General features: G+C 41.3%; 8 protein-coding genes. 4 read left to right on the forward strand and 4 right to left on the reverse strand.

What is annotated here, in order from left to right; genetic code table 11:
- Positions 1–83: 83 nt before the first annotated feature.
- Complete coding sequence (locus tag ABJV04_RS10565; protein WP_348491481.1) at positions 84–509, reverse strand: hypothetical protein; 426 nt, start codon at positions 507–509, stop codon at positions 84–86.
- On the reverse strand, positions 506–3,157 hold the full coding sequence (locus ABJV04_RS10570; protein ID WP_348491482.1) for a reprolysin-like metallopeptidase: 2,652 nt from the start codon (positions 3,155–3,157) through the stop codon (positions 506–508). The genes ABJV04_RS10565 and ABJV04_RS10570 overlap by 4 nt, the downstream gene beginning before the upstream one ends.
- 448 nt (positions 3,158–3,605) lie before the next feature.
- Here ABJV04_RS10570 and ABJV04_RS10575 point away from each other — a divergent pair, with 448 nt between their 5' ends.
- Complete coding sequence (locus tag ABJV04_RS10575) at positions 3,606–4,043, forward strand: RidA family protein (protein WP_348491483.1); 438 nt, start codon at positions 3,606–3,608, stop codon at positions 4,041–4,043.
- Here ABJV04_RS10575 and ABJV04_RS10580 read toward each other — a convergent pair.
- A complete protein-coding gene (locus ABJV04_RS10580) occupies positions 4,040–4,702 on the reverse strand; it encodes a TetR/AcrR family transcriptional regulator (RefSeq protein ID WP_348491484.1) in 663 nt (220 codons plus the stop codon). The genes ABJV04_RS10575 and ABJV04_RS10580 overlap by 4 nt on opposite strands.
- A gap of 124 nt (positions 4,703–4,826) precedes the next feature.
- On the opposite strand from ABJV04_RS10580, the gene ABJV04_RS10585 reads away from it, so the two are divergent.
- From ABJV04_RS10585 to ABJV04_RS10595, 3 genes are all read left to right on the forward strand, one after another.
- Entirely contained in the window at positions 4,827–5,990 is a 1,164-nt protein-coding gene (locus tag ABJV04_RS10585; protein WP_348491485.1) for an efflux RND transporter periplasmic adaptor subunit, read from the forward strand.
- 2 nt (positions 5,991–5,992) lie between these two features.
- On the forward strand, positions 5,993–9,154 hold the full coding sequence (locus ABJV04_RS10590) for an efflux RND transporter permease subunit (protein WP_348491671.1): 3,162 nt from the start codon (positions 5,993–5,995) through the stop codon (positions 9,152–9,154).
- Positions 9,155–9,417: 263 nt separating this feature from the next.
- Entirely contained in the window at positions 9,418–10,155 is a 738-nt protein-coding gene (locus ABJV04_RS10595; protein WP_348491486.1) for a DUF2982 domain-containing protein, read from the forward strand.
- 8 nt (positions 10,156–10,163) lie between these two features.
- Here the strand turns inward: ABJV04_RS10595 and ABJV04_RS10600 are convergent, their stop codons facing one another.
- A complete protein-coding gene (locus ABJV04_RS10600; RefSeq protein WP_348491487.1) occupies positions 10,164–13,271 on the reverse strand; it encodes a 7TM diverse intracellular signaling domain-containing protein in 3,108 nt (1,035 codons plus the stop codon).
- Between the last annotated feature and the right edge of the window lie 260 nt (positions 13,272–13,531).

A 13,531-nucleotide genomic window follows, 5' to 3' on the forward strand; every position in this document is an offset into this window, starting at 1 on the left:
GACAGGAAAAATGATTAGGCTGAGAATAGCGCTTATCCTGCTGCTGGCACGAGAGTCTATCAAAAATTTGCTGTCGGATAATCTTATTTCTGATTATTTTTATGAAATGCTTGGCAGCCTTTCAAGACAATTAAGTTATAGGTTGTGGCATATTTTTTAAGGGCTTTTCTGGACACGGTACTTTCCCCCATTTTTAATGTATCACCACTACCTGCTAGGTATTTAATGCCACATTGTTGTTCAATCACCGCCACAGGATAGAGATCCATATCTATGCCAGGAAAGCTAATCACTCTGTTAGTAAAGGCTAATAACTTAAAGTTCCCTTGTTTAACTGCAACCTTGGCATCCGCCTCTGCCTGTTGAATTGAATTCAATTGAGACTGAGATGCTGAACCAGTTGCAGATTTGTTTGCTGAAATATTTGAGGTAGAACTGACAGTTTCTGTAATACAGCCAGATAAATTAATCACGGCCAAGGTTGCACAGGCCACTTTCAACACACTCATTTAGAACAAACCGCTAATCTGCCGATTGTTATCCTGGTAGCTGCTAGTAACAACATGAACCAACCCAAGCTGCCGCCGCCAGAAGAGTCTTCTGCGGGAGGAATGGGTAACGGGGTGACATTTTCTTGGTTCACCGTAATATCGATAGTTGCCGAATCCGTGGCAAAGCTGGGATCTTCAATACGATAAATAATGCTGTCGCTGCCAAAAAAGCCATTGGCGGGAGTATAACTAATTTGTCCATTATCAATCGCCACGCGTCCAGTGCCCACATAGGTGACCTCGGAAATAATCAACGAGTCTTGGTCGGCATCTGTATCATTACTTAATGCATCTATGCTGATTGTCCCTGAATCTTGCTCTATCTCAATACTGTCATCCACCGCAACAGGAGCATCATTAACGGCTTCAATTTGCACAACAAATGGGAACACATTGCTATCACTCACCCCATCATTTACTGACAGGTTGACCATTAAGCTACCTGAAAAATCAGCATCAGGGGACACGCTGCCATCACTAGCAACATAGTTTGCACCGGGAAATAAATCTAAGCTGAAGTTGGATGGATAGCTAGAGTCTGGGTCATCTACGATTAAGTCAGAAAAGTTAATCACGAAACTTGTATCTTCTAATTCGGTTCGCTCAGTTTGTCCTGTAATTAACGGCGCTACAGGCTCGCTACCGGGTACAATTTCAAAACTTCCAGGGTTTACTGCATAAAACACATTATCGGAACAGCTAACCTGTAAACGCGCATTGCTGGTATTGGTACTTGGAGAGACAATACTTTGTAGACCATCATTTGCGGTACTGGCTAAAATGGTCGATTCAAATACACCATCTCCGTCAGCATCTAAACTAATATCTACTGATGCACAGGAAATCGGCGCGGTATTTGTGCCAGCCACCTCCCATTCAACCACATGACTTTGCCCGCCAATCCAGCGCGCGTCTGCTAAAGGTTGTGACACCGAAAATGCCTGGTCAGTGGGTTGTATATTGATATTTGCCATTTGTGTGGTCACGCCACCGTTGCCATCTCGGACAATAACCTCGAAGGTGAGTTCACGCTCAGTAGTTGCATAGGTCTCCCCAAACCCCACTGAACCCATTAACACCTCAGAAAGCTGTGGAAAATAGCGAGTCGATGAATTTGCTGGCGGATAAGATCGAAACAAAGGGTTAAAGCCATTGTCCTCAGACATTTCTGCTAAGGATTCTGTAGCTCCTTCAAAACCACCAGGATCTATCTGATCCCAAGCATAGTTCAAAGTATCATTATCGCTGTCGTTGGCCTGAGCAGTGAGCACAAAAGGGGTATTTGCGGGGATCGTATGGTTTATTTCGGCGCTGCTAATAATCGGAATACTATTGCCATTGGATTCGGTTGTACCACAGTTTCGGCGACTTAGAAGTGATTGAATTTGCTCAACTGAAAAGCTGTGAAAATAATCGTCTGAGTCATCTTGAATATTTTGGCTAGAACATAGTCCAGCATAAGACATTATGCTAGAGCCACTGCCCGGTTCAACGGCAGAGTTTCTTGAGCGCTGGTCTTCGGTACAACCTGCTGTGTTGGAGGCATTAAAGGTATGTTCAGCACCTAACTGATGGCCAAATTCATGAATAACTAATTGGGTGTAGAAGCTTTCACCGAAAGGTCTGTTGCTACCTGTTTGCCCTCGTGCCTTAAATCCGTCGATACAAATACTTTGAATGGTGGCCAAGCCGCCTGAGTCGGTATTTAATAAATGCCCAATATCATAGTTTTCAGAGCCAATGAGATCATCAATAACGATTTGATTGGCCTCCAAGTCATCACTGGCATCATTCACAAAAGGATCAGTAGTGCTATCGGTGTAGATGATTCTGTCATTGTTTGCTACAAGCTCAAACTGAATGGAAAAGTCAGTGAGTAGAATCTCATTGATACGATTAATCAATATTGCTAATTCTGCGAGGGTGCCCGCTTCTCCGCCATTTCGCGCGGTATATTCTCCGCTAGTACTGATGGCTATGCGATAAGTAGTAATGGAATTTCCGTTGGCTCTAGCTGCATCGGTGTTTTCGGTAGCAACTTTTTTCAATTCTGTTTTGATGCTAGAGGGTAAAGTTAAAAAATCCTGCGGCTGCGAGAGTGTCGACTTGTGCGTGTCTGGGGGAATTTCCTCTTTTACCCAATAACTTACATAATCTTCAGGGTGACCTAGTTTATCGTAGGTTAAAATTGCCCATTCATTGTTTATCTTAAACATTGCAGACAGCCCATTTGCTGAAATGTTAAAGCGCCCAATATCATTAGGGTTATCGAGGTTATAACCAGTAAATGATCGGATCAACGGATACTTAGTTGCCAGTGCTTCAGCCATTACTTGAACTTGACTCAATTTAAATATGAGGTAATCACCTTCGGGAGTAGGGATGACAAGTTGAAACTCAGTGGCTTGATTGTTTACCAAAGACAATAGCTCATCAGGATTAATTGTTAGCTCGTATCCTTGTGCCACAGTTTGCCCAAAGCGCAAATCGATTTGAGTGCTTGCCTTGGCTGGTTGCCACAAAGAATGCACTTCATTTTGCGCGGTGGCGAACAAACTAATGCTAGCTAGAAAAAGCGTGATACAGATACGGAGAACAAATGTCATTAAAGCCCCATTTTTAGATTGATTATTTGAGCAAAAATATGCTCCGACTAACATAAACTAACAAGTCTACTTTAGTATGAATTGCCTATTATTTCTGCACTTTATGGGCATTTTATTTTTTGCATATGCAAAGCTCTAAGCATAGAAAGTAGGGAAAGGGTGGTGATAAATTTAAGTTAATTACTATTAGGCTTTAAATATACGTGTTTTAGCCGATTTGGGATTTGTCTTTGTTGAACCGATTTTTGGGTTATGGGAGACTAAATATTGAGCATGTTGAGAGATCAATATAGGCATGTTCAAAGAACACTAAAAACAGCTTTTAAACCAATGGTTAGATAAAGACACTAAGCTGTTTTTGATTTGCACAGCTTAGCATGTCGATGTTTAGAGTTAGTTGATAAACCGCAGTATTAGTAGTGAAAATCATAAAAAGGAAAACTGAGATATGTTAAAAATGACTAAAGTCGGAATATTAAGTTTGCTGTCATGCACACTTTTTAATAGTTTTGCCGAGGTTAAATATTACCCCGCAGAAAAACAGAATATGCCTTTTTCTCAAGCTACTCAGGTTGATAATATTGTGTACTTGTCTGGTCAAATTGCCAGTGATGAGAATGGCAATTTAGCTGACAATATTACAGATCAGTCCCATCAAGTAATGAAAAACATTGCCGCCACATTGGACGGTTTAGGATTGACGATGGATGATGTGTTTAAGTGCACTGTGATGATCGAAGATATTGAAAAGTGGGCTGATTTCAATAAAGTCTACATCACTTATTTTAATCCTAAAAAACTACCGTCACGAAGTGCATTTGGTGCAGATGGTTTAGCCATGGGCTCCATGTTGGAATTAGAGTGTTGGGCGTACGCTAACAATTAATTTTCAGCTTTAATCATTTGCATTACATGATTCACTGTTTGTTTGACTAATTCAGTTTGTTTTACTTGAGATTTACTAAACGGTAAACCTAGTAAACTCGGCAAATAGAAATCACCTTTTAACATATTAAAAAATGTATAGGCCCAGTATTTAGCCTTGGTTTTGTCTAGTTTTAGCTGCGAGTTTTGTTGGAAAAAGTTGCACAAAATCTCGATACCATGCAGTGGGCCTGCCATATAAAATAGTTCTGCTACACGAGGGTTGGTGGTCAGTTCACCAATCACTATTCTATGCATGGCTATTGACTGTTCATCTTGTAATAAATTAATAATTTGGTTGCCGTAGGTAAGTAGAGCCTCTACGGGATCTTGCTCCACATCCCCCATATGCTCTTCACCTAATTGATATTGGGCACATTTGTAGGTAATAACTGCCGTATACAAGGCTTCTTTATTGCTGAAATGTGAATAAACGGTTTGTTTAGAGACCTCCGCTTTTTTTGCTACCTGATCCATAGAGGTAGAGGAAAACCCTTGGGCTAAGAACAGATCACTGGCGGCCAACAAAATATTAATTCTCTTTTCTTCGCTTTTAGGTCTGCCAGCTTTAGCCTGTGCTTTCAAACAGTTCGAACTTATTTCAGGTTTAGAATGGGGCACTTTTTCACTCTTGTTTAAATTAAAAATTAATTATCAAACTAGACGGTCTAGTATTTATATATTACTCTCTATACTAATACAAAACTGTGTTAGACAAAATAACAATCTGAAATAGGCTTGAACAGTGAATAAAGCGTCATTTAAAACATTTCTAATCCCAATTGCACTTATCTTGCCGTTAACTGCAGTAGTCGGGTTAATGGTCGCAGCAGGTTCTGGGCAGGTAATCCCACCTCCTTCAGAAGCAAAAATTCACCAAGTAGAAGTTGTTCAACTCTCGTCTCAAGACAGTTACCAGTTAGAGCAACTTGCCTATGGCCGGTTGGAGTCTGCAAACCTTTCAAATCTAGGGTTTGAGTTAGCTGGTAAAGTGCAGCAAATTTTAGTCGATGAGGGCGACCAGATTGTTGCTGGACAGCTCATTGCTAAACTTGATACCCAGCGTCTCGATGCATCCATGAAAGAGTTAGATGCAGCCTTACAATCTGCCAAGGCAGATTTGCGTTTGGCCAAACAGTCACAACAGCGAGTAGTTGAGTTAGTTAATAGGAATTTAGAGTCTACACAACGTTTGAATGAAGTGGACGAAAACACCCAAGTCGCTAAAGCTGTAGTTGAGCAAACTCAAGCACGGATCAATACCTTGAAGGTCGAAATTGAAAAGTCTGAATTAAGAGCATCTTTTGATGGCACTATTGTGTCTCGACCAGTAGATCCGTCAACCGTCGTTAGTGCTGGACAACCCGTGGTGGTGGTACAACAAACGTCGGCTTATGATGCGCGGATCGCCATGTCTAGTGATCAAGCTTTTGGTTTAAGCGTTGGCCAAAAACATCAATTAATTGCCAATGGTATTAAGTTGTCTGGGATAGTGAAATCTATCGCTAAAACCCGACAGATGGACACTCGCACCATCGATGTGATTTTTTCCGTAGAAGCCAACCAACATAGATTACTTCCAGGAGATTTAATTGCCTTGGTTTACAGTAAACAGGTTGATGAGTCTGGTGTATGGGTACCGAAACAAGCTCTTAGCAGCGGTATTCGCGGATTATGGACCTTGTTTACCGTGTCTGATAAAGGTCAACAAAAAGTCACATCCCGTTCCGTTGAAGTCTTATTTGCGGGCAAAACTCACAGTTACGTTCGTGGTGCCCTAAAAACAAATGACTGGATGGTTATCAATGGTGCCCACCGCCTTGTTCCTGGGCAAATCGTCAATGCTGTGGTTGCGAAAAAATCCTCCGAGATAGCAAGTGACCTGGTTTCCCACCAAGGAAAGCTGTAATGATGGATCAGCAGCCAGCACACAACAAAGATAACGGGCCTTGGTATACCCAATTTTTTAGCAACGGTCACTTACTAGCCCTAACTATCATCATTTTATTAGTGGCAGGTATTTCAGCGATTTCTTCACTACCTAGACTTGAAGACCCGCGAATTGATACTCGTAATGTACTGGTTATTACGCCTTATCCTGGAGCGTCTGCCGAGCGGGTTGAAGCGCTAGTCAGTGATGTTCTTGAAGATGAGCTACGGCAATTATTTGAAATTAAAGAAATTAACTCTACCTCTCGGGCAGGTATATCGGTTATCAGTATTGAACTTCAAGCTTGGGTAGATAACAGCAATAACGAGCAAATTTTCTCAAAAATTCGTGACAGCATTGCCGATGCCAGTCAGTTATTTCCCGTTGGAGCTGGAGAGCCTGAATTAGATGAAAAGCGCGGTGCTACATCGTTTACTTTGTTAGTTGCATTAGGTTCCCCTGAGGGGTATCAAACCCCCATGTCTATTTTAAGTCGCATGAGTGATGAAGTTGCTGACCGGCTTAGAAATGTTCCAGGTACTGAGTTGGTCAGAATATACGGGGAATTAGACGAAGAAATCGTTGTTGAAGTCGACCCCCATAAACTATCCAGCGTGGGATTAACGGTACCCCAAGTCAGCCAATTAATTGCCAATGCCGACCCTAAATTGCCTGCAGGTGTGGTACGTACTAATAGTCAAAATATTCGTATTCAAGTTGCTCAGGAGTTAACCAGCTTAGATGTGATCCGCAATATTCCGTTGTCGGTGTCGACTAATGGTCAGTTTTTACGGGTACAGGATGTGGCCAAAGTTTACCGAGGTTCACAAAATCCGCCCAACGATATTGCCTTAGTGAATGGGCAGCAGAAGGTGTTTGTGGCGGCCCGAATGCAATCAACCGTGCGTGTCGACAACTGGACAGCCAATAGTAAAAAAGCGCTGGAAGACTTCAATTCACTCTATCAAGGTAGCGTGGCCGCGGATATCATCTTTGAACAAAACCAATACACCGAATCAAGATTGGTTGATCTTACCCAAAACTTGTTGATGGGATGTTTAGTGGTGATGGTCGTAGTATTTCTCTTTATGGGCTTTCGTTCCGCTTGGATTGTTGGTATTTCGTTGCCTTTGAGTGCCGCGTTTACGCTTTTTTCGCTAAATCTTTTCAATGAACAAATTCACCAAATGTCGATTTTCGGAATTATTATCGCAATTGGTTTGTTAATTGATAACGCTATTGTGATAACCGATGAAATTCGAGCTAACTTGCTGGATCGTCAAAATTCCCGTTTGGATGCATTAGTAAAAAGCGTACAACACTTATTTAGTCCCCTTTTGGCGTCAACCTTAACCACTATTTTAGGGTTTATGCCGATCTTTTTGTTGCCTGGTAATATTGGTGATTTTATTAGTTCCATTGCTATTAGTGTAGTGATGGCGTTAATCGGTTCACTGCTCATTTCCCTTACGGTTATTGCTTCATTGGCGGCTCGCTTTTTACCGCGCCCAGATACTGAAAAAACAGTTCAGCACTGGTATCAAGGTGGCATCCAATTTAAGGGCCTGACAGATTGGTATAAACGCAGTATTAGCCGAGCCATTCAGCGACCGATTTTATTACTTTTAGTGACGACAGCTTTGCCCGTTGCAGGCTTTGTTTTGGCCGGGCAATTAGGCAATGTCTTTTTCCCCAGTGCCGACCGCGATCAGTTTGAAATCCAAATGTGGTTGCCTGAAGGCAGTTCACTGCAAAGTACCGAAACAGTGGCGATGCAGATGGACGAACACATACGTTCACACGATGGTGTTAATCAAGTCACTTGGTTGGTGGGAGCTTCCACACCGTCGATTTATTACAACCAAGTAATGAAACGGGACAATACGGCGCATTTTGCTCAAGGGGTAGTGACTACTGAATCCGTGTCATCTGCAGCAGCGCTTATCTCAGAATTGCAATTAAGTCTGGATGAAAGTTTTCCACAAGCTAGGGTAGTGGTAAAAGCATTTGGACAAGGACCGCCCATTGCTGCACCTATAGGTGTGGAAATTTACGGTCCGGATTTAGCGATTATTGAGGAGTTGGGACAACAAGTACGTTTGGTGATGTCACAAATCCCAGGGGTAACCAATAGTGTGGCTACCATTACCTTAGGTGAGCCTGAGTTTATTTTTGATGTGACCCGCAATGAGTCAGCATTAGCTGGATTGTCATTGAATGATATTGCCAGCCAATTGCAAGCTTCTCTGGATGGTCAAATAGGTGGTTCAGTATTAGAAGGCACCGAAGAAATTCCGATTCGTATTAGACTGCCGGAGTCTCAACGCAACAATCTTGAAACATTAAATGCCATTCCACTATTAACCAACTCCTTGACTAACCAACAGCGCTGGGTTCCGGCGTCAGCCTTGGGTGAGTTTAGGTTTACCTCTAGCATCGCAGGCATCACTCGAAAAAATGGTGAACGGGTGAATATTGTTGAAGGCTATTTAATGCCCAACGCTCCCGCCGTTGATGCGAGTAAATTATTGGAAGTAAAACTGGCCGAATCGGGCTTTGAATTACCTAAAGGTTATCGAATTCGCATTGCTGGTGATGCCGATGAGCAACAAGAAGCGTTAGGGCTGTTAGCTGCTTATGCTCCGGTTTTATTGGTATTGATGATAACCACTCTTATACTCACCTTTAGAAGTGTCAAACTGGCAGCATTAATTGCTTCAGTGGCGGTATTATCGGTTGGTTTAGGGATGTTCAGTTTGTGGTTATCTGGCTTACCTATTGGCTTTAATCCATTATTAGGTAGCGCGGGGTTAATCGGCGTGGCAATTAATGGTTCTATTGTGGTGATCGCCTCAATTAATGCTAACCCAGCAGCAAAGTTTGGGGATATTGAGGCCATTGTAAAAGAGACTATGAGCTGTAGCCGACATATTTTATCTACAACCTTTACTACTGTGGGGGGCTTTATCCCGCTTCTTATTTTCAGTGAAGGAACCTTTTGGCCACCTTTGGCAGTTGTACTGGCCGGAGGCGTTGGTTTTTCGGTTATCTTATCTTTGATTTATACTCCCATAGTGGCGGGCCGTTTGGCTATTCGCAGAGGCAAGAAGGCCTCATCCCATGAGGCTGTGCTGGTCAGCTAAGCATACAATTGAGTCTCCTTTTTTGTGCATGCTAGTTAGTTGAACCTTTTTATCGCATCCGAGTATATAATAAGCTCAGGGAAGCGTGTTTATTGCCGCTTCTAATTGGTCTAAACTGAGGTATTATCACCCACCACAGCTAACCTGATGGCAACAACGAATGCGAAAATTGATAAAACAATTATTTAGTACTGATTGTGCGTTCTGCCAACGTTTTAGACTGATTGTGCTCTGGGGCGTTATTATGATGGTAGTGTATTTTTATGTCTGGCAATGAACAAGCTGAGCAAGAGAAAGCTAAACTCGATGGAAACGTCGAAGGTGAGCAGTACAGTATTAAAATAAAAGGGGTTGCCAAACGTAATGGCTTAACCACTTTTTTGTGTGGTGTGGCAGCCTTGTTTGTGGCAATCATGTTATTGGCATTTCTGCCTAATTCCCTTTACTTAATTGGTGTGTTTGCCCTTAGCGCATCCATCGTCACTATGCTTATTGGTTGGTTCAAGGTGCGTGAACCCGTACATAGCATTGAACTCACCAAAACCCATATTTTATACAACCATCGACATGGAAAGTGGGCGTTAGAGTGGTCGAACATTCAACGTGTCGATGTGCCGAAAGTTAGTCAGGGTGTTGAGCAAATAAACTTAGGTATGGTGGGAATTAAAATTAAGCAATACGAACCTTTGTTAAAAAGTATTTCACCTCGCCTGGCTACCAATCTGCTATTAGAACAACGCCCATTGCTTTTACAAAATAACCAATGTGTAGGCGGTGGCTGTTATAGCAATACGTTAATTGAAAATGATACTTATAAAACCTCTGAGGGCAAAATCATCAAAGGTATACCTGCCATGTTAGCCAATCGAATGAGTAAACTTAGAGCTGGCTTAGGATTTGATATTTTTATCTCAGTGGGCGAGCTTGATCGCAGCAGTGAGGAGTTTGTTGGTTTACTGCGGGAGTGTTTGGATAGTGTAAATGGTCCCTCAATTGATTAAGCATTGCCTTATACATAGGCTTCACTGTGCTCAATTACGTTTTGAGCCTCTTCAATTAATGTTGGTAGTCGCAGTTTTACAATACTAATTTCATCTAATTTTATTGCGGTTTCTAACTCGTCGCATAAATCCAACAGCATAGGTACACCGGTATACAGACAAGCACCATGTAGTTTGTGTATAAGTTGTTTCAGACTTTGTTTATCTGTCACTTTCCATGCGCTTTCTATTTGCGTGACGAGTTCAGGCAGTTCTTTAACAAACGCGTTTAACATATCCTTAGCAGCAGCTTCGTTTTGGTTTGCTATTTTTAGTGCCATCGTCCAATCCACGGCAGAATATGCTGTTGAAGTGCTATCAGTGTCGCACCAACGTTTGATCAGTACGATTAAATCTTCTAAATCTATAGGTTTAGGCAGGTAATCATCCATACCTGAAGCCAATAATCTTTCTTGCTCGTCTTTTAACGCATGTGCCGTTACCGCGATTATTGGTGTGCCTACATTTAATTGGGTTTTGCGGATTAAGCGAGAAGCCTGCAAACCATCCATAATCGGCATTTGCACATCCATCAAAATAATATCAAACTCTTCCTCATTACATAAACTAACAGCCACCTCACCACTATTGGCGAGTGTTAATTCTAAATGTGAAGGATTTAACCAAGTTCTCAGTAAACGTAAATTCATGTCCATATCATCAACAGCAAGAATTTTAATTTTAGGTAACTCAAGTAAGTTTTGTACCAATTGACTTTGATTGGACTCGCTGGAAGATTCATTCAGACTAACTAGTTTACTCAGTGTTAAAGGTAAGCGTAGTTGGGTGGGTTTGGTAACGGTTTGTAATTCATCAAAAGAAATACCTTCGCCAGAGTAGAGTATAACTAGGTTACTAATTTCACTTTTGGTTAACTGGTGCAGAGTATCAGTGTGGGTACTTAAATATCCTTCTGGGAGGCATGCAAACAGTGTATCCCAGTCTTTTTGGGCGGCAATAAACTCACTAATATTATTGGTTACTGATACTAGCGCGCCTGTATTTTCTAGCATCTTGGCTGCTGACTGGGTCGTCAATTCGTCGGTTTCTAGCAGTAGAACTTTTTTCTTTCCCCAGCCAATTTTACGTGCAAATTCATCAGATTTATTCAGAATGTTTATGCTAATAGTAACGCTGAAACAACTGCCTTTTCCCGGATCGCTGGTTAAGGTAATTTTACCTCCCATCAAATGCACTAATTGCTGACAAATCATTAAGCCTAAACCAGTACCTTGATATGTTCGGCTGGTGGAGTCTTCTAGTTGTGAAAATGCGTTAAATAGTTTTTTACGATCGTCTTGGCTGATGCCTATCCCAGTGTCCTCAATATTAAAATTAAGTTCATACATATTGTGCGGAAGCATTTTACCTTTTACTAGTAGGCTAATATGACCACTAGGAGTAAATTTCAGTGCATTGCCAAGCAAATTCGTTAGGATCTGTTTAATTCGTTGGGCATCACCCACTAGCTTTTGTGGCAATGGCGTTAATTCATAGATGAATTCCAGCTTTTTATTGTGTGCAGACCTTGCCATCACACTGACCATTTCTTCGAGCACATCATTGGGGCAAAATGGTTGATTGTGCAATTCCAATTTCCCTGCCTCTATCTTCGAAACATCCAGCACATCGTTGACGATATTTAGCAAGGTATCTGCTGCAGAGTTTATGATGCGCACATGTTCTTGCTTATCAACGGGCAAGGGCGTGTGGATAAGCTCTTTACTAAAACCTAAAATAGCATTCAGTGGGGTGCGGATCTCATGGCTCATATTGGCCAAAAACTGAGATTTTATGGTACTTGCGTTAATTGCATCTTTTCTGGCGATATCTAAACGGGCGTTTTGCTCTTCAATAAACTCCATATTATTGCGCAAATCGTTGGTGGCTTGTTGGATCTCACGTTCTAACTGATTATGGCTCTTATCCATCATCGCTATTGAAAACAAACCGGCTTGGACAAATAAACCTACGTGCAAACAATAGGTTGTGAAGATATTAGTTGGTAGTATTCCAGTGATACTCGTCATACTTACCAGCGCACTTATAAATAATATTAACCACGCGGCTATAAAATATCGTGCGGCAATAAATTTGTTTTTATAACTTTCAAACCCTGCGAATAAAAAACTAAAGATTGCAAATAAGGTAACTAAATAAACAATGGCATTTTGCCATGCCGCTGGAAATAAACTAATTAACGAGCAAAACCCCATTGTAATTAGTACCCCAATATTAATTTTAATAAAGGGAGCGGTTTTATAAGCTGTTCTCTTCGCTTCTAAAAAGGTGTATGTAAAAACGCCAGATGCGATACCCACAAACACGAAAATCAAATCTGTATGACTGGTTAACCACAAAGTTGCTTCAAAAGGCAATAATAAAACCGAATGACCTCCCCACACAAATTGCCAAGTAATGACAGCTGCAATATAGCCCACAAAGGCTAATAAACTGTGCTCTCTGTTAATCATATAAAGGACGAGGTTGTATAACGCTAAAATGATTAATCCACCATAGAACAACCCCCAAATTAGGTTATCCCAGAAAACCATTCGCATATATCTTTCGTAAGGTTGAATATCTAACGGAGCAATAACTTGCATACTTTGAGATTCAATTCGAACGTAAAGATCGACTTTTTTGGCTAAAGGCAGTTTCACTTTGAAAGCAGGAAAACGACTGAACTGCTCACTCGATAACTTACCTTGTTTATTCGAGGCAATTAGTGTGTCACCGTCATATAAATAGAAATCGGCGCGGTCCATGTGGGCGAACCCGATATCAATTACCCACTCATCTAAGTCGCTTATGCGGTTTAAACTCGTGCGCAACCATACACCGCTTGTATGCATGCCATAATTAGGGTTGTTAGAAGAATGCCAAGAAAACTCATCTTTTCGCTCACGAACTTCGTCGATGGTTAGTTGGATATCGCTTTCTGCTAAAACTTTGACTTTGTCAGACAGGTGAGTGGTTTCATCAGTATTAATTAGCTGCAAAGTTGACTGTGCAAAGGCGGGTAATGCCATAAAAATTAGGAATAGCCCTAACAGTAAGCTTTTTAGCGAGTGCATGATGAGTTATTTTTTCCAAGTATTTGAAAAGTACAGATATCATTAAACCCTTTGGCATCGGGTTTTTCAATTTTAAAATTGTGAGTTTGCCAATTTAACGGCTATTTTTAGATTGACTGAAGGAGAAAGTTTGAGCGCAAAAGAAGTAAAGTATCTAGGTTATCTCTGCGTTCATCGTATTAGTCTAAATAGTTCGACTAAAAACAAAGAAAAATGCGTATAGTTAAGGTGCTGATCAGATTACTCCACATAAGGATTTT

The organism is Aliiglaciecola sp. (assembly GCF_039982535.1).
Lineage (GTDB): Bacteria > Pseudomonadota > Gammaproteobacteria > Enterobacterales > Alteromonadaceae > Aliiglaciecola.